Here is a 24043-nt window from a genome sequence, read left to right as displayed (position 1 = left end):
CTCGTCGCCAGCCGCGAGGGCGAGGCTTTTGAGCTGACCCGGGGCCAGGAGACCGAGCTGCCTCAGGCCCTGAAGTGGCAGGTCGCGCGGGCGGATGAGGACTATGACGCGGCCCTCGTCGAGGCACGGCGCATCACCGTCGACACCACACGCATCGCCTCCGAGGCCTTTCCGATGGCGATCCCGCCCGAGGAGGCCGAACGCCGCTGCCGCCGCGCCCTGATGGAGGCGTGGATCGGCCGGGAGAGCGCGACCTTCCGCCTGCCGCCCTCGCGGTTGGCGCTGGACCCTGCCGATGTCATCCGGCTGGCTCATGACGGCCGGGAGGTGGAATTCCGGCTCGTCTCGGTCGCCGATGCAGAGGCGCGCGGGATCGAGGCCGTCCGCCAGGACCGTGCCGCCTACGATCTTCCACCCGGCGATCCCCGGCCCGCGTCGCTCGCGAGCCCCGTCGTCTTCGGCACGCCCGAGGTGGTGATGCTGGACCTTCCGCAGATCACCGAAGACCAGCCCGCCCATCGACCCCTCATTGCCGCCCATGCCAGCCCCTGGCCAGGCGAGATCGCCGTGTTCCGCAGCGCCTCCACGGATGGCTTCAATCTGCTCACCACCTTCGGCAGTCGGGCGCGGATCGGGACACTGGCCTTCGACTTCTATCCCGGGCCGACCTCCCGCTTCGATCTCGGCAACGCGCTGGTCGTCGATCTGCTGTCTGGCACGCTGGAAAGCGTGACCGACGTGGCCCTGTTCGGCGGGGCAAATGCGGTCGCCGTCGAGACAGCGGCTGGGGTCTGGGAAATCGTCCAAGCAGGCGCGGCCGAACTGATCGCCCCCGGCCGATATCGGCTGACCCGCCTCTTGCGCGGCCAGCGCGGGACGGAACACGCCATGGGCAATCCGACCCCTGCCGGGGCGCGGGTCGTGGTGCTGGATGCGACCTTGGCCGCGCTCCCCATCGCCGAAGCTGAACTCGGCCTGCCGTGGAACTGGCGCGTGGGCCCGGCCGCGCGCGCGGTCAGCGATGCGAGCTACGCCGCGCTGGGCTTCATTCCGACCGGGCGCGGCCTTGTTCCCTTCGCGCCAGTCCATGTCGAACGGCCGTGGCGAACTGCCCGCAGCCCCGGCGATCTGACCATCCGCTGGACGCGCCGATCCCGAGCGCTGGTCGCCGATGCCTGGGAGCAGGTCGAGGCGCCGTTAGCGGAAGAGGTCGAGAGCTACGACGTCCAGATCCTCGACGGGGCTGTCGTCAGGCGGACGCTGACCAGCAGCACAACCTCCGTCCTCTACACCGCCACCCAGCAGACAGCCGATTGGGGTGCGCCGCTGGGGCCCGGCCAGATGCTGGCGCTCCGCATCTTCCAGCTCTCGAACCGCCTCGGGCGCGGTACGCCCGCGACCGTGTCCCTCCAGTTCTGACGGGATTTCCCATGTCCGACACCACGACCCATCTGGGGCTGCCTTATCTTCTGGCCGCCCAAGCCCAGAAGCATGTCACGCACAACGAGGCGCTGCGCCTGCTCGATGCCATGGTGCAGCTTTCCGTCCTCGACCGCACGCGCACCGCGCCACCAGCCAGCCCCGCCGATGGCAACCGCCATCTGGTGGCTTCGGGCGCAACGGGCCTCTGGGCGGGGTGGGACCTGAACATCGCCTTCCGGGTGGACGGCGCGTGGATCCGGCTGGTACCGCGCACCGGCTGGCTGGTCTGGGTAGCGGCCGAGGGGATTTTCCTCGTCTGGACCGGCAGCGCCTGGGAGGTGGTGGGCGAGCCGCGCGACGTCTCGGACGCCGTGTTCAGCCTGGTGAACGATGCCGATCCTACGAAGAAGGCCACCTTCTCGCTGGCGGGCATCGGCGCCGGGACCACGCGCAGTTTCACGCTGCCCAACACCTCGTCGGAGCTGGCGATCCTCGCGGGCACCCAGACCTTCTCCGGCAACAAGACGTTTTCAGGGACTCTGACTGCCTCGGGCACGGTCACCGTCTCGGCAGCGTCCGCCAGCATCGGCACGGCCACGACGACCGCGACCTACGGAATGGGCACCGGGGCGACGACCACCGGCGTCACCAAGACCGTGAACATCGGCACCGGCGGCGCGTCTGGGTCGACCACCGTCGTGAACATCGGCTCCGCCACGGCTGGCGCGGGCGGCACCACGGTGGTGAACACGCCCACCGTCACCTTCGCCAATGCCGTCACACAGGTCGGCATGCCGCAGGCCAACCTGACCGCGCAATTCTTGGGCCTCGGCGGGGGCACGGCCGACAGCTACAACCGCATCTCGGTCAACACGCCTGCGGTCCTCCTGAACAATGCAGGCGCGGGGATCGAAGCGACGGTGAACAAGGCCGCGGCCGGGAATGACGCGGCCTTCGCCTTCAAGACCGGGTTCTCGGCACGGGCGCTGATTGGCTTGCTTGGCAACGACGATTTCAGCTTCAAGGTCAGCCCGGACGGATCGGCGTTCTTCGACGCGATCAGGATCGACCGCAGCAGCGGCCGCGTCGAGCTGGCCGAGCCGGTCATCCTGCCCGCTCATGGTTCCGTCCCCTCGCCGCCGCCCGCGGGCAAACTTGCGCTTTATGCCCGCGACCGGGCGGGGATGGGCTGGCTCGATGTCGAACGCCCATCGGGCCGCCACTTCCCGCTCCAGCCGCATTTCGGTGTGAACCGGATCGCGACATGGGCGCCCTCGACCAGCACCACGATCAACACCAACGGAATGCCGCGCACGGCGGTCGGAACTGCGGCGACGCCGACGCTGGCTACCACCAACCTCTCCACCTCCATGCGGCGCTGGCGCATGACCTCGGCGGCCACGGCCGGGGCGGCAGCCGAGGAACGCTCGGCAGGCTGGGTCTGCTGGCGCGGCAATGCCGATGGCCTTGGCGGCTTCACCTATGTGAACCGGCTGTCGCTGGTGACGCTGCAGCCGACCGGCATGGGCCTCTTCGGCCTGATCGGATCGGTCGCGGCGCTGTCGACCACCCTCACCCTTTCGGCCGTCGTCAACGCGCTGGGCATCGGGTTCGAGCGTGGCACCCATGCCAACTGGCAGATCGTGCACAATGACGGCACCGGCGCGCCGACGCTGATCGACCTTGGCGCGGGCTTCCCGGTGGCCAGCACGACCAATGTCCTGACGCTCTACATCGCGGCGGCCCCGAACGACAGCGCGGTCGGGATCCGCGTGGTCGAGGAAGTCTCGGGCGCGGTCGCCGAGGCCACGATCACAACCGACATGCCCGCGGCGACCCAGCTCCTGAGCCCGCGCAATTACCTCAACAACGGCAGCACCGCCGCGGCCGTCGCCTATGACTGCTCCGGCGTCTACGTCGAGACCGATTACTGAAGCGCCACGCCCCGTGGCCGGAAAGGACCATGATGAACGACCACACCACTCTCGCCGACGCAGTCGCGCGGGCCTTTCGGGACCACGGGATCACGGCCGCGCTGACCGCGCTGATCGGCGGCACCATGGCCCTGATCGCGGCGATCACGCGCAAAGCGTTTACCAACGAGGCCCTGCTGGACCGGCTTGATCGCGAACTCATCACCGAACGCGACCGCGCCGACAAGCAGCGCAGCGAGGATCGCAAGGCCGATGGCGACCGCCTCGACCGGATCGAGACCGACATCCGCTCGATGCGGGACATGCTCTTCGACGCCTTCCAGCGCGGCCGATCCGACTGACCCCCTGGCGACCACACCACCACGACCACATCCCCCGCCCCAGAGGCGGGTTTTTTCATCTGGAGGATCCACGATGCCCACCCTGACCTACCCCCACTGGCGCGACTTGCCCGCGACTGCATGGCGTTGGCCGAACTTCTCGGCCGCCGAGATCGCCTGCCGCGGCACCGGCGCGATCAAGATCAACACCGAGGCCATGGACAAGCTACAGGCGCTGCGCGACCGGCTGGGCAAGCCGCTGATCATCCGCTCCGCCTATCGCAGCCCCGAACACAACCGCGCCGTCGGCGGGGCCACGGCCTCGAAGCACATGCAGGGCACCGCTTTCGACATCGCCATGGCGAACCACGATCCCGTGGCCTTCGAGGCGGCGGCGCGTGCCGTGGGCTTCCTCGGCTTCGGCTATTACCCCCGGTCGGGCTTCATGCACATCGACCTCGGGCCTGCCCGATCCTGGGGCGATCCCTTCCCGGCCCGGCCCGTGCCCTTCGCGCCGGAACTGCCGCCCGCGCGCGAAGTCCTGTCGGAAAGCCGCACGCTGCGCGGTGGCGGTGCGGCAGGTGCCGCCACCGTTGGCGCCGCCGGTATTGAAGTGCTGCAGGACGTTCTTGCGGAGACGCAGTCCACGATCCAGCCTCTGGTGCCCTATCTCGACACCCTGCGATGGGTACTGATCGCCATCGCGCTGATCGGCATCGCGGTCACCATTCACGCGCGGCTCGACGACTGGAAACGGGGCCAGCGGTGATCGGCTGGCTTCTGACCCATGGCCCGGCGCGCAAGGCGCTGGGCCTGTTCGTCGCAGCCGCAGCGATCCTACTGTTCCTCCTGAACCTGCGCCGTGCGGGCGAACGCGCTGGGCGCGCCGCCGAACGGCTTGATGCCCGAGAGAGAAACGATGTCATCCACCGCCAGATGCTCGACGCCGCCACCCGCCGCCCTCCTGATCGTGGCGCTCTGGCTGACAGGCTGCGCGATGGGCGCTTCTGAGACCCGTGCACCTTGCCCGCCCGTGGTCGAGTACACCGCAGCAGATCAAGCGCGGGCCGCCGATGAGGTCGAGGCGCTGCCGGAAGGGGCCGTCATCGTCCGGATGCTCAGCGACTATGCCGTCTTGCGCGACCAGGCGCGGGCGTGCCGGTGAAAGCTGTTCCAGGCAGCTGAGCGAATGCAACTCCGTCTGCCTCAGAGGATTCAGGTTCCGGTGGAACGAGAAATTTAAGGGCTTCGCCATGATAAACGGGCGCATTCATCTTCGGCGGCGAATGCGCCCGCTTGTTTCAATGGCCGGACACCGACCATTGGGCCGGTGAAAACTCAAACCAGCCTGGCGGGCTCCGAGCGGGTTCGCCGCCATCCCCGCCGCCGCGCTTGATCCGGCCCTCTGTCCGGCGTCTCCTGCGGTCCCCGCGCTTTCGGGTCCGGGTCCCCATCGTCGACAACAAGCTGACCGAAGAACTACGCGCCTTTGTTGCTTCCCGCCTCCGTCGAGGAAACTGACTGCGCGAGGCCCGCGACGATCTGTCGAAACTCTCCGAGGATTTCGCCATGGTTCTTGTCGAGGTAGCGGGCGAGACGGTCATTCTGCAAAAGCCGCTCGACATAGCGACCGGCCACCACCAGCCGAAGGTGATCTGGCCCAAGGGAGCCTTCGATCAGTTTGATGTTCTTTTGCAGGTTGGCCATCTCGGCCTTCATTCGCTCGGCTTGTTCGCGTGTTACGCCTGCAGGTGGCTTCTTTGCAGCCGGGTCAACCAGGTCTGTGGCGTCAGATGCTGCGAGGATCGCCTCGACATAGGGCACCGTGTAGTTGTTGGCCGCGATCATCAGTTCCGCCGCCTGAATCTGCCGCAAGGGCTTCATCTTCCGCAGGGACCGGAAGCTGTTGATCGGGCAGTGCCGGGCCTTCAGCAGTTCGGCCGCCTCCGGACAGATGCCGTTCAGCAGGGTCCGCTTCTGTCGGATCAGCGCGATGTTCACATTCAAGGCTGCCGCGATGCGGGCCTCCGATACGCCGCGCTCGACCGCGCGCAGGATCATCTTGTGCTCCTGGATCGTGGCGAGGCGGCTGATGCGCTTGTTGTAGGTGAAGGATTCGTCGTCGGTCGCCACCAGGCAGGTGACGGTCGTCTCGCCCATTTCCTTCAGAACATGCAGACGAACATGGCCATCCAGAAGGATGAAGGATCCGTCCTGCCCAGCCGCGCGGGCGACCACCGGCGGTTCGATCAGCCCGACCTCGCGGATCGACGCGGCGATCTGACCATATTTCTGACTCTTGGGCACGGTGACTGGCAACTGCTTGACCGGAAGGATCGCATCAATAGGGATCGTGCGCAGGTTCGCCTCGAATCCCGGGCTCTTCGGCGGAGGCATTTTTCCTGTCTGTGTCATGCTCTTGGTTCCCGCAACCCGTCGATGATGATGCGCGGCAAGCTGTCGAGGCCCTCGGCACGGAGCAGCGTCAGAAAGTTCTCGTCCTTCAGCAGAGACTGAAATGCCGCATCGAGAAACAGCAGGCTGCTGCGCGTCGACTGCGCCCTGCGGACCATGTCCTGCTGACGCTCGGCCTCGGCGCGATAGGCTTTGACCAGCGCGGCAGATGTCATTCGCGCTCGTGGCTGTTTGTTGCGCGCACCACCTCGCTGCTTGCCGTGGCGCTGGCGCAACTCAACCAGCCGCCGCGCCTCCAGCAATTTCTTTCCGCGCAGCTCACCGGAGGCATAAGCAGCCTCGAGCGCCTTCTGCACGTCCTTCTCCTCGGCCCGAGTGATGTAGAGCGCGACGCTGAGCGGCATCTGCCCGGTCTCGACCGCGATCAGCAGGCGTTCTTCACCGTTGGCGATCAACTCGCCGATTTCATGGACATAGGCGAGGGAAAGCCCCGTCTTGTCGGCGATCTGATGGTCCGTATATCCCCGGTCGCGCAAGATGGCGATGTCCTGCAACAGCTCGAGCGGCCGCTGCTGGCGGCGGGCGATGTTCTCGATCACGCTGCGCAGAAGGCGCTCGGCCTCGCTCGCATCTACGACGATGGCCGGGATGTGGGTTTCGCCAAGGGCAGCATAGGCCTCCATCCTCCCCTGACCGCAGACAAGGCGCCAGGCGTCCCCTGCCTCACCATCAACCCGGGCGACGGTAATCGGCTTTTTCAGCCCGACCTTGGCGATACTGTCGACAAGCGCGCGGAAGGTCTTTTCCGAGCGTTCGCGCGGGTTCTCCACCGTGATGGCGGAAATCGGGATGATCTGCACTTCGTCCCGCATCTCGACTTCGCTCACCATGGTGTCACCTCGGCAACCGGAACGCGGCGGGCCATGTCGAAGAAAAAATCCAGCGTTTCAAATCGGAAAGCGTCCAGCATCAGGCCATTCTCCTCGGCAAGCCCCAGGGGTTTTGTTCGCATCTCGAATTGGGGCAGCAGGTAATAGTCGAGCGCGGCGGTGTTCGTTCGGTCCATCCGGATGGCGATGGTGATGTCGGGCACGAGGCCGGTGTCGAAACGGATTTTCCAGCGCAGGCCGCCGGTGGAGGTTTCGCGACAGCGGGCGACAGCGACGGAGACGGTGAATTCGCCATTGATCGTCAGCAGGTCAGTCGCCGGATTGCGCGTCACGGTGCCGCCGAGTCGGGTGATCTCGCGGATCACACGCTCCACCTCGTCGCCGTGGAACAGCCGCAGCAAGCGGTTCACTTCGATGTAGTGGTAGTCCCGGTCCGGTGTGAAGCCGACGAGGGAATAGGCCCGGATCAGGCTGCCGAACCGGTGGGCATAGGCGCCGCTGGACGGCATTCCGTCGGCCTCATCGATCACCAGACCGGATATGTAGCCGTGGCGCTGGAAGAGCCGGGTCAGCCGATCCAACATCTCGTCGTCCGAGAATCGGCGGTTGCGGGCGGCTATGATCGCCTGCACTTTCTGAAACTGTTTCGGCTCGACGATGGCATCGAACGCCCCTTCCGAACGGATCCACATCTCAGGGCCATTCGCCACCCGCTTCTGCTTCAGTTTGAAGGAGCGCCGGTTGTAGACGTTGTTGCCGATGTATTTCTCGTTGGTCAGGATCTGATGGACGGTGGCGCGGGTCCAGGCCCGGTCGAGATCGGTTAGTATCCCGCGCTCATTCAGTTCTGCGGCGATTTCGCTTTCCGAGCGGCCGTGCTTGAGGAACCGGCTGTAGATCCAGCGGACGGTTCTTACCTCGGCGTCTGGCCCGGGAACCAGGATCACCCGGTCTGTCTGCAAGCTCTTGTGCTCGCCACGCTTCAGCTCGGCCTTCACCTCACCGCGTTCATCAAGCAAGACCCGGCGAAGGCCAAAACCCGCCGCACCGCCCTGCCGGAAGCCGCGTTCGATCAGGCGGCACTGTCCGATGAAGACCTTGTTGGAAAGTTCCCGGCTGTATTCCCCGGCCATCGCGCGCTTGACGCTCTTGACGATCGTGGCAACCGGGCCGCCGTCATTTTCGAATTGCTCGGCGCAATACTCGACCTGCTTGTTGGCGCGACGGCAGATGTATTCGTAATAGGCGGATTCATCGGCATCCTGAAAACGGCCCCATCGGCTGACGTCATAGACAAGGATCACCTCGAAATCCGCGGTGCCGTCTTGTACATCCTGGATCAGCTGCTGCAGTGCCTCGCGACCCTCGATCCTCAGCCCGCTCTTTCCGGCATCGGCATAGGAGCGGACCAATTCAAAGCCGCGTTCCTCCGCGTACTTGCGGATCGCATCCGACTGGTTTTCGGTCGAGTATTTCTGATGGTCCGTCGACATGCGCACATATTCAGCCGCACGGCGCCGTGGCGGGGTGTTCGCCGGATCTTTTCTTGAGGGCAGCTCTCTGCCTGCCATTCCCGTCTCCCGATCAGTTCATGCAGGCGTCTCCGTCTGGTCGGACCCGGGGTATGGGCTGGGGCGCAAAATGGAATCTGCCGCTGTGTTGTCTTCTCCACAGGTTTACCGGAGGAGGACGCCACGATGCGGATCAAGATGGGCACATCTGTGCCGAAAATGGGCACAACTGTGCACCTGGACGCCGATCAGACCGCCTATCGAAAGGCCATTGCCGATGCCCTGCGCCGCGAACTGGGGCCGACGCATCAGGCCATCAAGACGGTGATGCGCTGGACCGGAGCGAGTGAGCGGACAGCCAAGTATTGGCTGTCTGGCGAACGCGGGCCGAGCGGAGAGCATCTGATCCGGCTCGCGCAGCATTCCGATGCGGTGTTGATCACCATTCTGGCCAAGGCCGAGCGACTGTCGGAGAAGCAGCGGCACAGATGTCCAAGCTGTACGGAACGGCTTCTTGTGTTACAAAACCTCGGACAGGATGACCCAGTGTCCGAGGGATCATCACAGCTTTAGGTGCACCAACTGGTCAGGGCATAATGGAAATGCGGAGAATACGCCCATCATTCTCCGCACGATCTGCGGCGTTTTTCCTTGCGCTTGCGGAGAATGCGGCCCACAATCGCCGCATCTAGCGCGGAGAATGTGGTGTACATCTGGGAACAACCAGACTGGCCGAAGCTGACGTGGCAGGATGGCAGCATTGCTGCCCCCCTGGCTGCAGTGCGTCACGATCAGGGGCGATTGATCGGCCGGATGGAGGCGCTGGGCTTCAAGCTGCGCGAGGAGGCGGTCCTGCACACGTTGACGCGGGATGTCGTCAAGACGAGCGAGATCGAGGGTGAGCAGCTGGATGCCACTCAGGTGCGGTCATCCCTCGCCCGACGGCTTGGCATCGACATCGGCGCCCTACCCCCGACCGATCGCAATGTGGAGGGCATCGTCGAGGTCATGCTGGACGCGACGCGGAACTATCAGGCCGCGCTCACCGCCGAGCGCCTTTTCGGATGGCATGCGGCTTTGTTCCCAACCGGCCGCAGTGGCATGACGAAGATCATCGTCGGAGGCTGGCGCGATGACAGCACCGGCCCGATGCAGGTGGTGTCCGGGCCCTATGGCCGGGAGAAGGTTCACTACTCGGCCCCGCCAGCACCGCGCGTCGCGGAGGAAATGGAAACCTTCCTTGCATGGTTCAACGCGCCCTTGGCCACCGACCCTGTGATCAAGGCGGCGCTGGCGCATCTGTGGTTTGTGACGATCCACCCCTTCGAGGACGGCAACGGCCGCATCGCCCGCGCCATCGCCGACCTAGCGCTTGCCCGGTCGGAGGGGAGCTCGCAGCGATTCTACAGCATGTCTGCGCAGATCAGGACGGAGCGGAACGCGTACTACGACCAGCTTGAGCGCACCCAGAAGGGTGGCACGGACGTCACGGCTTGGATCCTGTGGTTCCTCGAGTGCCTCGGCCGTGCCATCCACGGCGCAGATGGCGTCTTGGCGGCGGTCGTCGCCAAAGGCCAGTTCTGGGAACGCACTGCAGCACTGGCGCTGAACGGGCGCCAGATCAAGGTACTGAACCGCTTACTCGATGGGTTCGAAGGAAAGATGACCTCGTCGAAGTGGGCGGTGATCGCCAAGTGCTCGCAGGACACGGCGAACCGTGACATCGCGGCTCTACTGGACCTCGGTCTGCTCCGGAAGGGCGAAGGCGGCGGGCGCAACACGCATTACGAGTTGGTGCTGTGAGGGTCGCGGCGACGATTATCCGCACCGTCGATGGGGGGCTCGATAAACGTTGACCAGGTGTTGACAAGAATTTGGAACGACAAAAGCCGAGCGTTACGCTCGGCCTTGAAGTCTTTGATATCATTTAGAATTTTGGTTTCGGGGGCAGGATTTGAACCTGCGGCCTTCAGGTTATGAGGGGTACCCTCTGATCCAGAATAATCGCGTCATTTCATATTGTTAGGCTGTTTTCGAGGTCGCAACGTCGGCGTCATGTCGCACGGAACTGCCGCAAACCGTTGGGAAGAAATGGGAATCATCCATTCCAAACCTTTATGGCTGGCCTGGCGGCCATGGTCCCGGGGCGCAGGGCCGTTCGAACCAGTCCCGGTCGCGAAGACTTTCATCGTCGATGTTCCGCCATTCGCATGGAGGAACGAACGGGTCTTGTCCATCGTCCAGCAAGAGGCCGGGGCCGATCCAGCCCGTGTAGTATCCGCCGCAGCTTTCCCCGTCCTTGTGCAGCCCACCGATGTCCATGGCTTCTGCGTAGTCCGCGCTCACCCTGCTGTCGGTCTGGGCGTCATAGAGGCCCTCGGAAGCACGCTCGCGCGCCTGCACGTAGATGAACCGGTCGTTGAAGCAGACGAACTCGATGTCGCGCGCGAGCCGCGTTCGCCCATCTGTTGCGAACAGGTCCCAGCGGCCGTTGAGGTTCCAATCGAACTCTCGGCCCAAATGCATTCCATTCGGCAGGTTCACCGATTCCCGGGAACCTGTCGCCCAACGAGCACCGGCGACCATTGCCCAAAGGAGGATCAGCCCGGTCAGTCCGAGCAGCGCGTAACGGGCAAGCGCGCCCGCAAGAGATCGCGCCCTGGATATCATCACTCGCCGACCCCGCCGTACGCGCTGCGCCCGGCATCCTTCATCACCTCGGCGACGAAGCGCGCCGTCCAGTTGCCGGTGATCGGATAGGGCCTGCCCCCGGCCTCGATGCCGACATCCAGCGGATCCTCGAAAATGTCACTGAACTCGAAGGTTGTCTCGCCGGTGATCCGAAGCATCGCGCCACGGTCTTGAACACGACCGACGAAGCTTCCGCGAACCACACCATCGCCATGGGAGAATGCGACATCACCAAAATCATACGGAGCGCCGAAGTCGTAGCTGAGCGACCCCGCGCCCGACGCCCGCGCTTCATCCGCGATCTGGTCCACGAGGCGGCGGAACGCACCCTCGGTCCCATCGCCATAGGCGTATTGCTCGGCAATTTCTCGCAGGTGTCCTATCTCCAAAAGGGTGACGGCGCGCCCACCGCCATTGTAGTAGTGATAGACGAAGTCGCTGTTGGTCCACCGATCATAGCTCGACGCGAGGCTCGTAGTGAATTCGTGATATCCGAACTCGGTTTCACCGGCCACGAAGGGGACCGCCTCGCAACGGCAGTTGTAGTCCTCGCCAGGATGCCCGGTGGCGGGAGGATCGGACCACGAGAACACGCGGCCATCGTTCATCAGGTGAGACGGGCGCACACGCTCGTCGCGCAGCGTACGCCAGACATATTGATCCGTGACCCCGACCTGCTTCAGCGACAGGCGGATCGGCGTTCCCCGGCGAAGGTATTCAACGAAGGCCGTCCGATAGGCCTCGGTGTAGGTTGTGGTCATGATGGAGGGCCTCTGCGGTCGGCCGAGCCATCTTCGAAAAATCGAGTGAAGATCACGTTAACCGACCGTACGGAGAGGATCACCCCAACAGCTTCGCCTCAACCATGGCCATCGCTTTCTGGTGATCCGGCGACGGGAACAGGTGGCCGTAGCGTTCCATGGTCATCTGGATCGAGGAGTGGCCCGCGAAGGTCATCACCTCCTTGATCGAGAAGCCCTGCTCGATCCACAGCGACACGGCGAAGTGGCGCAGGTCGTGCCAGCGCATCGTCACCTCGACCTTTTCCAGCAGCTTGCGGAACCGAGCTTGGGTCTTGGTGTGCTGCAGTATCCCGCCTTGCGGTGCCGGGAACACCAGCCCCAACTCGCTTTTCGGGCAGCGCAGTTTCCAGCGGCGCAGGGCGTTCAGCACCATCGGCCCGGCGGGGATGTCACGGAAGCCTGCCCGTGATTTCGGCTCGCCCATCTGGTTGTAAGCATCGGCGCGCTGGCGGATGCGAATGAAGCCCTTGTCGAAATCCACGTCCTGCCAGCGCAGGCCCCGCAGTTCGGAGGCGCGCAATCCGCCCAAAGCTGACACGATCAGGTGCGGTTTGAAATCCTCGGCGGCGGCTTCGATCAGGGCGCGGATCGCCTCCTTGGTCGGCACCGGGGCCTTGTGCTCGATCCGGCTGGACTTGATCACCCGCACGCCTTGGGCGGCATTGGTGAACAGCTGGCCGTTGTCGATGGCGTGGTCCAGCGCCAGCTTCAGCACCGACAGCGCGCGTCGGGTCAGGTGTTCGGAGCGGCCGTTCAGCAGCATCCGGTCGCGGAACTCGTTGACATGGCGGCGGGTCAGTTGCGCGATCAGCTTGTCCCCGATGCCGATCTCAGGCGCGGTGATGTGCAGTCGCACATAGTCGCTGTAGCCGCGCAGGGTGGACTTCTCCATCCGCCGCCCGGTCTTGCAGCGCACCTCGCAATGGTCGAGCCACGCCTTTGCCGCATCGGCCACGGTCGTGCTGTCGCTGTCGGCCAGATAGGTGTGGTTCGCGACCAGCGAGCGGACCTTCACCAGATAGACGTCGGCATCCTTGCGGCGCGGGAACAGCTTTGACCGGCGTTTGCCCGCCTGGTCGGTGAAATCCACCTGCCAGCGGACCAGGCCCGAAGGCAGTGTGCGTTTGCGGATCGTGGCCATCATTTCCCTCCGTTAGCGTAAGAAACGGGACCAGTTGTCAAAGCCCGTTAATTGGTGATATGAACCGTCTCAGATGCACTTGCAACGTATTGTTGCGCGTGTAAAGCCCTAGTTCATGATCGGAGCCCATGACAATGACAGCCAGCGAACGGAACGGTGCGGAAGCGCCCGAACCGCTCTTTCATGGCGACGCGGAAGCTGTGGCGGCATCGGGGATGCCCCTGCCCAGCCTGCGTGTCCTGCAAGCTGCCGGTGCCATTCAGGCGCTGAAAACCCCAAAGGAGCATGGCGGTTTCAAGCGGATGTGGCGCGAGGAGGATGTGCTGATCGCCTCGATCGGTGCCGCGATCAGCGAACACTTCGCCTGGAACATCCGCATCGTGGCCGAGGCCATGGCAAAGACACGACCCGGCACATGGTCCGCGCTGACGGCCTCGATTGCGGAGACCATTTCGCCCGAAGAGGGACCGCTGGTCCGATCAACGGAGGACGACTGGCATCTGGACCTGATCGACCGGAAGTTCCTGTTCCTGCGGGTGCCGCCCCTTTTCGCCACCATCTTTCCCGACGCGCCGCCTGGCAAGAGCGACCTGATCATCGGCTACGCGACATCGAAGGACACGTTCCAGATGCTTCCGTGGCTGGCTGGAAGTCCGCAGGGCCTCGCCAAACTCTCGAAGGCATCTTCCCCGGCGCAGGCCGCCGCCGCCGAACGCATCTACAAGCTGGCCATCGCGACCCGCGCCAACGCGCTGAGCACCGCCAGCATCAACATCAGCATGCAGGTTCGCGCCGCTTGGCGCCGCCTCCACGGACTTGACGCCCACTTCCTGCAGGACGCCCTGCGCTAGAAAGGAGACCCAGCCATGACCAAACACCCCGGCCCCGTCGAGAACCTTCAGCAGACCGCCACCGAGGTGACGCTCGGCGATGACCTCCTTCGCGGCGCGGACGAGATCGCCAGGTTCATGTTCGGCGACGTGAAGCACCGCCGCAAGGTCTACTACCTGACCGGCGAGGCCCCGAGGGGCATGCCGCACTTCAAGATGGGTTCGGTGATCTGCGCCCGCAAAAGCACGCTGCTGAACTGGATCGCGCAGCAGGAGCGTTTCACCCCGGGCGAGTGACGGCAGCCGCAAATGTCCTGAGGTCCGCGATCCGGTCGCGGGCTCCATTTCCATCAGATGCATAGCGAACCCCCGCCCCATGACCCTTCAGGACAATCCGCTCGACTTCAACGACGTGCCGCCCACGCGCAAAGGTCGTACGTCCAAGCGCATGTCCGTGACCCGTGTGGCGGAACTGCTGAACGACCGGATCGCCGATCTTGCGGTGGAACTGCTCGGCACCCCGAACCGCGCCCTGTCCAGCGCGCAGCAGTTGCGCTTCGGGAGCAAGGGCAGCATCGCGGTGGAAATCACAGGCAAGGATGCCGGGCGCTGGTTTGACCACGAGGCCGGAACGGGCGGCGCTGGGCCGGAACTGATCCGTCATCACTTCGGGATGGACGAAAAATCTGCATGGGACTGGGCGCGCCACTGGCTGGGCGATGCGGAAATGCCGGCCTCCTGGACCGCCGCCAAACCCGCCACCACCAAACCCGCCAAGGCCCCGGCATCTGGCCCGTCCCGCACCGTGGAGTTGTCGGAAGCCGAACTCGCAGCCAAGGTCGCAGAAATCGTCCGCCAGACCGAGGTTCCGAATGGCACACCGGCCCATGCCTATCTGGTCGGGCGCGGGATCGCCATTCAGCCCCCCGACTGCCTCCGCTATCGCCGGAACGCATATGGCAGCTATGGCGCGATGGTCGCGCTGGCGACCGATGCGGCGGGCGAGGTGCTGGCGATCCAGCGGCCCGATGCTCGCCACCCGCGATGCGCACCTCCGCTTCCAGAACTGGGCGCAGGCCGAGGGGTTCAAGCCCGAGAAGATCCCCGCGATCAACGGCTTCGTGCAGCGCGTCCAGGCGCAGGTGGCGGGGATCCAGCACAAGCGCACCAGCGCAGGCCGGTTCTTCCTCGGCATCACAGTGACGCAGTGGTGACGCAAGAATGACGGACTTTCAGCCGCAACCCCTTGAAAGTGTTGAGATGACGCACTTGGCTCTAACCTTTTTGATAAAGGGGGAAAACCACCCAACCCTGAACACTCAATATACCCCCTATATAAAATGTTCCCCGGGCAGGTGCGTCATCTCAACACTATCAACGACTTACGCCCCGAAACCCGTCATTCTTGCGTCATGCGCTGCGCCCTTCGGGCCGGTCTGCGGGGCATCAATCGGCAAGGATCGGGAAAGCGGCGGTTCCTCCCGGGCCAATTCCTATGCGGGGGAGCGCAGCGCATAAGCCCGCCAGCGTCAGGGGGCGAAAATGACTAAACTCGACAGCCATGAAACCAAGACCGCCTTCGCCGCCCGCGTCGGCCTGACCAAGGGGCGCATCTCGCAACTGGTGGCCGAGGGTCTTCCGGTGCGCCCGGACGGCCAGATCGACGTGGCGGTGGGCCTCGCCTGGATCGAGGACAACCTCGACCCCGCCCGGCGCAACAAGGGCGGTGCCTTCGCGGCCCCTGCCCGCGTCTCGACCACGCTGGCGGAGGCCAAACGGCTGCATGAGATCGTGAAGGTGCAGCGCACCAAGCTGGCCTTCGAAAAGGAACAGGGCCTGCTGGTCGAAACCGCCGCCGCCACCCGCACTGTCTTCGCCCGCGCGCGTGCCGAACGCGACGCCCACATGGCTTGGGTGCAGCGCACCGCACCGCTGTTGGCCGCCGAGGTCGGGGCCGATCCACGTGCCACCTTCGCCGCGCTGGACCGGATGATGCGCGAGCATCTGGAACACCTAGCCGACCTGCCCTTGGGGAGTTTTGGCGATGGTGCCTGAAATTGACCTCGCCTGGCGACGTGGCATCCGCCCGGAACCACCGATCCCGGTCTCGGACTGGGCAGACCGCCACCGCATCCTGCCGCCCACTTCGGCGGAACCGGGGCGCTGGCGCACCGACCGCACGCCTTATCTGCGGGCGGTGATGGACGCGCTGTCCACCTCCAGCCCCTATGAACGGGTCGTGCTGATGAAGGGCGCGCAAACCGGTGGCTCGGAGGCCGGGCTGAACTGGCTTGGCTACATCATCCAGAACGCCCCCGGCATCGCCATGCTGGTCATGCCCTCGCTCGACATGGTGCGGCGCAACACCACCGTCCGGATCGACCCGCTGATCGAAGCGACCCCTGCCCTGCGCGATCTGGTGTCGGCACCGCGTTCCCGCGACGCCGGGAACAGCCTGTTCCGCAAATCCTTCCCTGGCGGCCAGCTGGTGATGACCGGCGCGAACAGCGCCGTGGGCCTTCGGTCCACACCCGTGCGCTACCTGTTTCTGGACGAGGTGGACGGCTATCCCGGCGATGCCGATGGCGAGGGCGATCCGGTCGATCTTGCCATCCAGCGCACCACCACCTTCCAGGGGCGGCGCAAGATCTACATGGTTTCCACGCCCACCCTGAAAGGTCATTCCCGCATCGAGGCGGCCTATCTCGACAGCGACCAGCGGTATTTCCACGTCCCCTGCTTGCATTGCGGCGACATGGCCCCGATCACCTGGGCTCGCATCCGCTGGCCCGAGGGGCAGCGCGACGCCGCCTATCTGGTCTGCGATGCCTGCGGCGGCGTGCATCACGAGCACGACAAGCCCCGCCTGCTGGCCGCTGGCGAATGGCGGCCGACCGCGCCGGGCGATGGCCGCACCGCGGGGTTCCACCTGTCATCGCTCTATTCCCCTTGGGAGACTTGGGCCGAAATCGCGCAGGAGCATGCGCGCGTCGCCAAGGATCCCGCGCGCCTGCAGGTCTGGGTCAACACCAAGCTGGGCGAGTCCTGGGAGGACCAGGCGGGTGACACCGTTCCCGCCGACCCGCTGATGGCCCGGCGCGAGGACTGGGGCAGCGACCTTGCGCCCGGCGTGGCGGTGCTGACGGCGGGCGTCGATGTGCAGGGCGACCGGATCGAGGTGCAGGTTGTCGGCTGGGGCCGCGACGAGGAAGCGTGGGTCATCGACTACCGCGTGCTCTGGGGCGACCCTTCGGGCCCGCGCCTCTGGTCCGACCTGGATGGCGTTCTGAACGGCACCTGGGGCGAACTACCCGTGCGCGCCGTCGCGGTGGACACCGGCGGCCACCACACCAAGATGGCCTATGAGTTCTGCCGCACCCGCCTCGCCCGCCGCATCTGGGCGATCAAGGGCCGTGGCGGTCCCGGCATTCCCGTCTGGCCCCGCCGCCCAACCCGCAGCAACAAGGCAAAGATCCCGCTGTTCATCGTCGGCGTCGATGCCGTGAAAGACGCCGTCTACGCCCGATTGAAGCTGACCGAACCAGGCCCCGGCGCCATCCACTTTCCCCGCCGCCTCGACGCGGACTACTTCCGCCAGCTGACCGCCGAACGCGTCGTCACCCGCTTCGAGAAGGGCCGACCCATCCGCTCTTGGCAACCCAAGCGCGACGGCGAACGCAACGAGGCGCTGGACACCTTTGTTTACGCCCACGCCGCCCTGCATGGGCTGATCAGTATGGGGATGCGGCTGAACGAGGAGGTGGATGCTTTTGCAGGACGTGGCCTCGCTGTTCGTCCGCGCAGTCCGGAGGTCATCCGATCCTCGTGGATGAAATGACGGATTGAAAATTCGGACTCTTATGGTCACTGTGACCCGAAATCAGGGGGTCATCATGAAGACCATGTCTGCCAGGGACGCCAAGCATCAGTTTGGCCTGCTGATCGACACCGCGCGGGCCGAACCCGTGGTGGTCGAAAAGCACGGGCGACCGGTCGTCGTCGTGGTCGCCATCGAGGAATTCGAACGGCTGAAGGCGCTGGAAAGCGCCGACCGCCTGCCGACAAGACCTGTTCGTGAAGGAGAGTGACCATGGCTGCAACCAAGAAGCCGAAAACGGCCCCGACAACGCCATGGCCGGCCACGCCAGAGTCCCTTCACACGGACGGCGACTGGATATGGATTCCGCTGAAAGGCGAATGGCGGGACAGCACCGGCAAGCCCGAGGAACTGGTGCGCCAGAAGTTCGTGCGGCACCTGTGCGAGAACTACGGCTATTCGCTCGACCAGATGCGGCAGGAACAGCGCATGATTTCGGGCAGCCGCAGCGCGCGTGCCGACATCGTCATCTGGGAAACTGCCGCGAAGGCGAACGCCGGACCCGGCGTCTCGCCCGTGCTGGTCATCGAATGCAAGGCCGAGAGCGTGGAGATCAACCTCCGCGACTATTATCAGGGCGAAAGCTACACCCGTTCCGCCGCGTGCGAATTCTTCATCACCACAAACAACCGCTTCACGGCCATCTTCAAGCTGGTCCCGGGCGCGCCGGGGGACTTCGTGCAGATCAACGAAATCCCCAAGGCGTCCGACTGGGGCGACGCCAAGCGGCTGGAGGAAATCCGCAGCAAGCTCCGCGTCTTTAACCGTAAGGAATTCCAGGACCTCCTGTTCAAGTGCCACTCGATCCTGCGCGATGTCCACAAGATGGACCCGGGCCGGGCCTTCGACACGATCTCGAAGATCCTGTTCGTGAAGATGTATGTCGAGCGGTCGGGACTGCACGGGACCTTCACCGTCGATTTCCTCGACCGCCGCGCCTCAACCCGCCTGCCCACCGACCCGGAGGTGCATGACGGCCTCTTTGAACAGACCAAGGCCTACTACAAGGCCGACGACCTGTTCACGGCGGCCGACCGGCTGGAAATCTCCGAGGCCACCTTCCGCCGCCTCGTGAAGGAACTGGAACGGTTCGACCTGTCCAAGACCAGCGACGACATCAAGGGCCTCGCCTTCGAGAAGTTCCTCGGCAACACTTTCCGGGGCGAACTGGGCCAGTTCTTCACGCCCCGCCCGGTTGTCGATTTCATGGTCAGCCTGCTCGACCCGCAGGAGGGCGAACTGATCTGCGATCCGGCCTCGGGATCGGGCGGATTCCTCATCCGCGCGTTCGAGCATGTTCGCGGCCTCGTCGCCGCCGACATCCAGAAGGAAAAGGACAAGGCACAGGCCGAGATCGAGGCGAAGAAGCTGCCAATCGAAGAGGAAGAGCGGCTGATCGACGAAGCCTTCGCCCGGCTGAACCGCGAACTGCTGCCCTCGGACGATAACAACAAGCCGATCGACACCCGCGTCGGTCGGTTGGCGTGGAACTGCGTCTTCGGCTGCGATGCCGAGCCCCGCGCCGCCCGCACCGCCAAGATGAACATGATCATGCACGGCGACGGCCACGGCGGCATCCATTACCACGACGGCCTCGTCGACATTAACGGCATCTTCCCCGGCCGCTTCGACATCATCATCACCAACCCGCCCTTCGGGTCGAACGTGGGTGACGACCAGAAGGTCGGCGGCAGCGAGGAAACCCGCGTGCCGACCGACGACGCCTATGTGAACCGCTGCGAAAGCCGCTATGGCGAACCCTGGCGCGAAAGCCATGCCGCGATCCAGAAGGCGATGGGGTCCAAGATCCTCGACCTCTACGAGATCGGGAAAGGCAAGAAGAACCGCGCGACCGAGATCGTCTTTGTCGAACGCTGCCTGAAGCTGCTGAAACCGGGTGGGCGCATGGGCATCGTGCTGCCCGACGGCAACCTCAACAACCCCTCGCTCACCTGGCTGCGCCGCTGGTGCGAGGGCAAGGCGCGCATCCTTGCCGTGGTCAGCCTGCCCGAGGAAACCTTCAGTTCCGCCAAGGCCACCGTCAAGGCGTCGCTCGTCTTCGTGCGGCGCTTCACCGAGGCCGACGAGACCGCTTGGGAAGCCGCGTGGGCGACCGCACATGCCACCCATGACGCCGCCTTCAATGCCAAGCGCGATGCCATCTGCGCCGATATCGGCCGCAAGGTCATCACCGTCGAGGATGACGAGATCGAAGGCATCCTTGCCGACCTTTCCAAGCTGGGCATCGAACGCTGTCTGCCGGAATGGAGGGCCGGGCCGGAACCGGACTACCCGCGCGGCATCGGGGCCACCAAGGTGGGCAAGCCGACATGGAAGGGCACGGCCAAGGACGCCAAGAAGGCGACCCAGCTGAAGCGCGACTATGGCGCCGCCTTCGATACCGCAAAGCAGAAGCAGTCGGACGCCTTCTGGCGCGACCTGACCGCCGGGCTGCGGGCCATCGACGCCGCACAAGATGCCGCCCTCTGGGCCACCGTGCGTGAGGTGTTCGACTATCCGGTCTTCGTGGCCGCCCCCAAGACGGTCGGCATCACCTCGACCGGCGACACCGGCGAGACCGTGCCAAACGAACTGCCCGCCTTGCTGGAGGCATATCGTTCGTTCGAGACATGGGTGGAGGCCGGGGCCGACCCCGCGCAGATCCCGGGTTTTCTCCTGCCCTCCGCTGCCTGATCCGTCAGTGGAGGGCTCTCGAGCCCTGGATCGAAGGTGAGGAAATGGCCGCGCGCAAGTTCGTGCACGCGACCGTTCCGCTCAAGGACTTCCTGAAACGCCGCGTCGTCCCCATCGACAAGACGGCACGCCCGCTCGACACGCTGAACGTCATCGCCAAGGTCACCTTCGGCGGCGAATTGTTCTTGCGCGACGAGAAGGCCAAGCGCGGCTACAAGGGACCGTTGTTCGAGGCGTTGCCGGGTGACCTGATCATTTCCAAGATCCGCGTGGGTCAGGGATCATTCTGCGTTGTGGGCGACACGCTCGAACATGTCGCCGTCAGCCCCGAATACCCCGTCTATGCCCCGGACCCGGCAAAGATTGACCGCGACTACCTTGCCATGGTCATCAGGACGCCCGAGTTCATGGCGGAATTGACCGGCAAGGCGTCTGGCAACACGACCAAGCGCAGGATCAGGCCCGAGTTTTTCGAGACGCGGCGCATCCCCCTCCCGCCACTGCCCGAGCAGCAGGCCATCGTTGCCGCCTGGCGCGCGGCGCTGGATCATGCGGCGGCGCTGGAGCGTGAGGCCGCCGAGACCGAGGCCAAGGCCGCCCTTGCCTTCGAATCCGCCCTCGGCTTCGCCCCGCCCACCCCCCTCCCCGACCGCCCGGTGTTCGTGGCGAACTTCAAGGATCTGGACCGCTGGAGCCATGAGGGAATCCTCCGCAGGATAGTGGACGGTGGCACCTCACACGCATCGCCTTGGCCGATGGTCAAACTGGCTGATGTAATCGCGGACTTGGAAAATGGCTGGAGCCCGGGCTGTCTGGATCGCCCGGCCAAGCCGGGAGAATGGGGCGTCTTGAAGGTCAGCGCAGCTTCTTCCGGCGAGTATCGAGAAGATGAGAACAAGGCACTTCCGCCGAAGCTAAAGCCTCGACCGAGGCTTGAGGTGAAGAACGGCGACATCCTCATAACCCGCGCCAGCGGTGTCGGTCGGCTTGTCGGACGTGCCGCACAGGTCACGCTGACGCGCGACAAATTAATGATCTGCGACAAGATTTTCCGTGTCGTCGATCCTGACGAAACTCAGGTCGTCCCTGCGTTCATTGCCCATGTCTTGGGACTGCATCATGTCCGGGCACAGATCGAACGAGAGTTCTCGAACGAATCCGGCATGATGAAGAATGTGTCCAAGCCTGTGCTGATGGGCCTCACCTTCCCGCTGCCGCCCGTCTCGGAGCAACAGAAGATGGTTCAGGCCCTGACCGACGCCCACGCCTCGGGCGTGCAGAAGCGCGACAAGGCCGCGAAGGCCCGCGCGAAAGCCTGGACCGACTTCGAAACCGCCGTCTATGCCGCCGAGGTGGTGGACGACGCCACAGCCCAGATCGCCGCTGCATCATGACGCCCGATCAGGGGCTATCGTGCATTCCCCTCGCACGACAGCCCCATCCAATTTTTCCCGAACATTCCCAATAGCTTGCCGCCATCCTGCCATGCGACTCTCCCCGCATGCGCAGCCTGCTCCACCGCCTGTTCGGCCGCCCCTTCACCCGTGCGTTTGACGCTGCGGGTGGTGGTCGCCGTTGGGAAGGGGCGCGGACGGTCGATGGGCTGAACACAGCGATCCTGGCGGGTGCGACCACGGCAGCGCGGCGGGCCGGGTGGTATGCACGGAACAACCCGTGGGTCGCGGCGGCGGTGGACAGCCTCGTGGGCAATGTCGTCGGTGCGGGGATCAAGCCGCAATCTACCCATCCCGATAGAGCGGTGCGCGAGCGGCTGCAGGTTCTGTGGCTTCGTTGGACCGATCATGCCGATCCGGGTGGGCTGGCTGATTTCTATGGGCTGCAGGCCATGGCTGTGCGGGCGATGGTCGAGGGCGGCGAGAGTTTCGCACGGCTGCGCGTCCTGCCTGACGCCCATGCGGTTCCCCTGCACATCGACCTGCTGGACCGGGACCAGGTGCCGCTGGATCTGCATCGCGACATCGGCGGTGGTGCGCGCATCCGGGCTGGCATCGAGTTCAACGGCGCTGGGCAGCGCATCGCCTATTGGGTGATGCGCAACCGGCCCGGCGATCCGCTGACCTCGCTGCGGCTGGAACCGCTGCGCCTTCCCGCCACCGATTGCCTGCATCTGTTCAAGCCGCTGGCAGCTGGCCAGTTGCGCGGGATCACCTGGCTCGCCCCGGTGCTGCTGCGCCTGCATGAGTTGGACCAGTTCGAGGATGCGGCGCTGGTCAAGGCCAAGGTGGCGGCGCTGTTCACCGGCTTCATCACCGATCCCGACGGCACGGCGGGCGGCCTGACCGGCACCAATACCAATGGCGCGCTAACCGTGGGCATGGAACCCGGGAGCCTGATCCCCCTGCCCCCTGGCACCGATATCCGCTTTTCCAACCCGACCGAGCACGATGCCTACGCGCCCTTCGTGAAGAACCACCTGCGCGCCGTCGCAGCCGGGATAGGCCTGCCCTACGAACTGGTTTCAGGCGATCTGGAGGGCGTCACCTATTCCTCGATCCGCGCCGGGCTGATCGAGTTTCGTCGTCGCGTCGAGCAGTTGCAGCACAATGTGGTCGTGCATCTGTTCTGCCGCCCGGTCTGGGACCGCTTCGTACGGCTGGCGGTACTGTCGGGCGACTTGCCTGCGCGCGACTTCGACCGCGATCCGGCCGCCTATCTCGCCTGCGAGTGGCTCCCGCCCAAGTTCGATTACGTCGATCCGAAGAAAGACGTCGAGGCCGAGATCCTCGCCATCAACGCCGGGCTCAAGAGCCGGACACAGGCGATTTCCGAACGGGGCTACGACGCCGAACAGGTCGATGCCGAGATCGCCGCTGACAAGGCGCGGTCGGATTCGCTGGGCCTGAGCTTTGGTGCGCCGCCCGCCGCCAAGGAGGATACCGCCGATGAATGACACCGTCACCCTGCTGACGCGCCGCGCTGACCTGGCCCCGGCCAGCGCCAACCGCGATAACCGCACCGTCGAGGTGATCTGGTCCACCGGCGCGCCTGTGCGCCGCCGCGACATGGCTGGCCAATATGTCGAACGCCTCAGCCTTGCGCCGGAAGCGGTGGACCTGTCGCGGCTGCAAGGGGCCAGCGTGCTGGATGCCCACCGGCAATCCGCTGTCCGCGATGTGCTTGGCAGCGTGCAGTCTGCCGCCGTCGATGGCCAGCGCGGCACGGCGCTGATCCGCTTCTCGTCCCGGCCAGAAGTGGAACCGCTCTGGCAGGACGTCCTGTCGGGGATCCTGCGCCATGTCTCGGTCGGCTATTCGGTCGAGGAATGGGCCGAGACCACCGAGAGCGGCGCGCGCGTGCTGACCGCCGTGCGCTGGACACCCCACGAGATTTCCCTGGTGCCGACGCCCGCCGATCCCGGCGCCCACATCCGCATGGAGACCCACATGACCGATATCACCACCCCGCCCGAGGCGCAGACCCGCGCCGCGATCAACACCGAGATCCGCTCCATCGCCCGCATCGCCGGGCTGGACCAGTCCTGGATCGACGGCCAG

Annotated in this window: 24 protein-coding genes; 18 read left to right on the top strand and 6 right to left on the bottom strand. The window is 65.1% G+C overall.

All coding sequences use genetic code 11. The annotated features are described in order from the left end of the window. From CRO07_RS17455 to CRO07_RS19445, 6 genes are all read left to right on the top strand, one after another. On the top strand, positions 1 to 1419 hold a 1419-nt coding region (locus tag CRO07_RS17455; protein ID WP_204840055.1), incomplete at its 5' end, for a phage tail protein. Positions 1420 to 1430: 11 nt separating this feature from the next. Then, positions 1431 to 3356 (top strand): DUF2793 domain-containing protein, encoded by a 1926-nt coding sequence (locus CRO07_RS17450; protein ID WP_097031905.1) that lies wholly within the window; start codon positions 1431 to 1433, stop codon positions 3354 to 3356. A gap of 32 nt (positions 3357 to 3388) precedes the next feature. Beyond that, entirely contained in the window at positions 3389 to 3697 is a 309-nt protein-coding gene (locus CRO07_RS17445) for a hypothetical protein (RefSeq protein ID WP_097031911.1), read from the top strand. Between the two features lie 73 nt (positions 3698 to 3770). Continuing rightward, entirely contained in the window at positions 3771 to 4445 is a 675-nt protein-coding gene (locus CRO07_RS17440) for a YcbK family protein (RefSeq protein ID WP_097031904.1), read from the top strand. Then, positions 4442 to 4687: a hypothetical protein gene (locus CRO07_RS17435; protein WP_235841097.1), complete on the top strand. Its 246-nt coding sequence runs from the start codon at positions 4442 to 4444 to the stop codon at positions 4685 to 4687. The genes CRO07_RS17440 and CRO07_RS17435 overlap by 4 nt, the downstream gene beginning before the upstream one ends. Before the next feature lie 22 nt (positions 4688 to 4709). After that, entirely contained in the window at positions 4710 to 4841 is a 132-nt protein-coding gene (locus CRO07_RS19445) for a hypothetical protein (protein WP_328589363.1), read from the top strand. Between the two features lie 314 nt (positions 4842 to 5155). On the opposite strand, the gene CRO07_RS17425 is transcribed toward CRO07_RS19445, so the two are convergent. From CRO07_RS17425 to CRO07_RS17415, 3 genes are read right to left on the bottom strand one after another with little or no spacing between them, the layout of a single operon-like run. Next, complete coding sequence (locus tag CRO07_RS17425) at positions 5156 to 6091, bottom strand: plasmid partitioning protein RepB C-terminal domain-containing protein (protein WP_097031902.1); 936 nt, start codon at positions 6089 to 6091, stop codon at positions 5156 to 5158. Beyond that, positions 6088 to 6978 (bottom strand): ParB/RepB/Spo0J family partition protein, encoded by an 891-nt coding sequence (locus CRO07_RS17420; RefSeq protein ID WP_204840054.1) that lies wholly within the window; start codon positions 6976 to 6978, stop codon positions 6088 to 6090. The genes CRO07_RS17425 and CRO07_RS17420 overlap by 4 nt, the downstream gene beginning before the upstream one ends. Further along, positions 6975 to 8552, bottom strand: coding sequence for a recombinase family protein (locus CRO07_RS17415; RefSeq protein ID WP_268876273.1), 1578 nt, complete (start codon positions 8550 to 8552; stop codon positions 6975 to 6977). The genes CRO07_RS17420 and CRO07_RS17415 overlap by 4 nt, the downstream gene beginning before the upstream one ends. A 126-nt stretch (positions 8553 to 8678) precedes the next feature. On the opposite strand from CRO07_RS17415, the gene CRO07_RS17410 reads away from it, so the two are divergent. Together CRO07_RS17410 and CRO07_RS17405 are read left to right on the top strand one after the other, a co-directional pair. Continuing rightward, on the top strand, positions 8679 to 9065 hold the full coding sequence (locus CRO07_RS17410; protein WP_097031900.1) for a hypothetical protein: 387 nt from the start codon (positions 8679 to 8681) through the stop codon (positions 9063 to 9065). Between the two features lie 132 nt (positions 9066 to 9197). Further along, positions 9198 to 10295 carry a Fic family protein gene (locus tag CRO07_RS17405; protein ID WP_097031908.1) on the top strand — a complete coding sequence of 366 codons (1098 nt, stop codon included), beginning with the start codon at positions 9198 to 9200 and terminating at the stop codon, positions 10293 to 10295. Positions 10296 to 10607: 312 nt separating this feature from the next. Here the strand turns inward: CRO07_RS17405 and CRO07_RS17400 are convergent, their stop codons facing one another. The 3 genes from CRO07_RS17400 to CRO07_RS17390 all read right to left on the bottom strand — a co-directional run bounded on the left by CRO07_RS17400 (position 10608) and on the right by CRO07_RS17390 (position 13127). After that, positions 10608 to 11162, bottom strand: a complete 555-nt coding sequence (locus tag CRO07_RS17400) for a hypothetical protein (protein WP_141400108.1) — start codon at positions 11160 to 11162, stop codon at positions 10608 to 10610. Continuing rightward, positions 11162 to 11944, bottom strand: coding sequence for a phage minor head protein (locus CRO07_RS17395; RefSeq protein WP_097031898.1), 783 nt, complete (start codon positions 11942 to 11944; stop codon positions 11162 to 11164). The genes CRO07_RS17400 and CRO07_RS17395 overlap by 1 nt, the downstream gene beginning before the upstream one ends. 79 nt (positions 11945 to 12023) lie before the next feature. Further along, a complete protein-coding gene (locus CRO07_RS17390) occupies positions 12024 to 13127 on the bottom strand; it encodes a site-specific integrase (protein ID WP_097031907.1) in 1104 nt (367 codons plus the stop codon). Between the two features lie 215 nt (positions 13128 to 13342). Between CRO07_RS17390 and CRO07_RS17385 the strand changes: the two genes are divergently transcribed. The 10 genes from CRO07_RS17385 to CRO07_RS17340 all read left to right on the top strand — a co-directional run. Further along, a complete protein-coding gene (locus CRO07_RS17385; RefSeq protein WP_141400107.1) occupies positions 13343 to 13978 on the top strand; it encodes a hypothetical protein in 636 nt (211 codons plus the stop codon). Between the two features lie 15 nt (positions 13979 to 13993). Further along, the gene (locus CRO07_RS17380; RefSeq protein WP_097031896.1) at positions 13994 to 14254 is read left to right on the top strand and encodes a hypothetical protein; all 261 of its coding nucleotides are present in this window, start codon (positions 13994 to 13996) and stop codon (positions 14252 to 14254) included. Positions 14255 to 14333: 79 nt separating this feature from the next. Continuing rightward, positions 14334 to 15182: a DUF7146 domain-containing protein gene (locus CRO07_RS17375; RefSeq protein WP_097031895.1), complete on the top strand. Its 849-nt coding sequence runs from the start codon at positions 14334 to 14336 to the stop codon at positions 15180 to 15182. Between the two features lie 317 nt (positions 15183 to 15499). Beyond that, positions 15500 to 16012, top strand: coding sequence for a hypothetical protein (locus CRO07_RS17370; RefSeq protein WP_097031894.1), 513 nt, complete (start codon positions 15500 to 15502; stop codon positions 16010 to 16012). Continuing rightward, positions 16002 to 17795, top strand: coding sequence for a phage terminase large subunit family protein (locus CRO07_RS17365; protein ID WP_097031893.1), 1794 nt, complete (start codon positions 16002 to 16004; stop codon positions 17793 to 17795). The genes CRO07_RS17370 and CRO07_RS17365 overlap by 11 nt, the downstream gene beginning before the upstream one ends. Positions 17796 to 17850: 55 nt before the next feature. Then, positions 17851 to 18045 carry a type II toxin-antitoxin system Phd/YefM family antitoxin gene (locus CRO07_RS17360; RefSeq protein ID WP_097031906.1) on the top strand — a complete coding sequence of 65 codons (195 nt, stop codon included), beginning with the start codon at positions 17851 to 17853 and terminating at the stop codon, positions 18043 to 18045. 2 nt (positions 18046 to 18047) lie between these two features. Beyond that, the gene (locus tag CRO07_RS17355; RefSeq protein WP_097031892.1) at positions 18048 to 20528 is read left to right on the top strand and encodes an N-6 DNA methylase; all 2481 of its coding nucleotides are present in this window, start codon (positions 18048 to 18050) and stop codon (positions 20526 to 20528) included. Positions 20529 to 20572: 44 nt separating this feature from the next. Next, positions 20573 to 21922: a restriction endonuclease subunit S gene (locus CRO07_RS17350; RefSeq protein WP_097031891.1), complete on the top strand. Its 1350-nt coding sequence runs from the start codon at positions 20573 to 20575 to the stop codon at positions 21920 to 21922. Between the two features lie 107 nt (positions 21923 to 22029). After that, a complete protein-coding gene (locus tag CRO07_RS17345) occupies positions 22030 to 23439 on the top strand; it encodes a phage portal protein (protein ID WP_097031890.1) in 1410 nt (469 codons plus the stop codon). Beyond that, a partial coding sequence (locus CRO07_RS17340; protein ID WP_176504622.1) for an HK97 family phage prohead protease occupies positions 23432 to 24043 on the top strand: 612 nt, incomplete at its 3' end. The genes CRO07_RS17345 and CRO07_RS17340, both read left to right, overlap by 8 nt.

The organism is Cereibacter ovatus, from assembly GCF_900207575.1.
In the GTDB taxonomy this organism is placed as follows: domain Bacteria; phylum Pseudomonadota; class Alphaproteobacteria; order Rhodobacterales; family Rhodobacteraceae; genus Cereibacter_A; species Cereibacter_A ovatus.
This window is presented reverse-complemented; position numbering and strand designations above follow the sequence as displayed.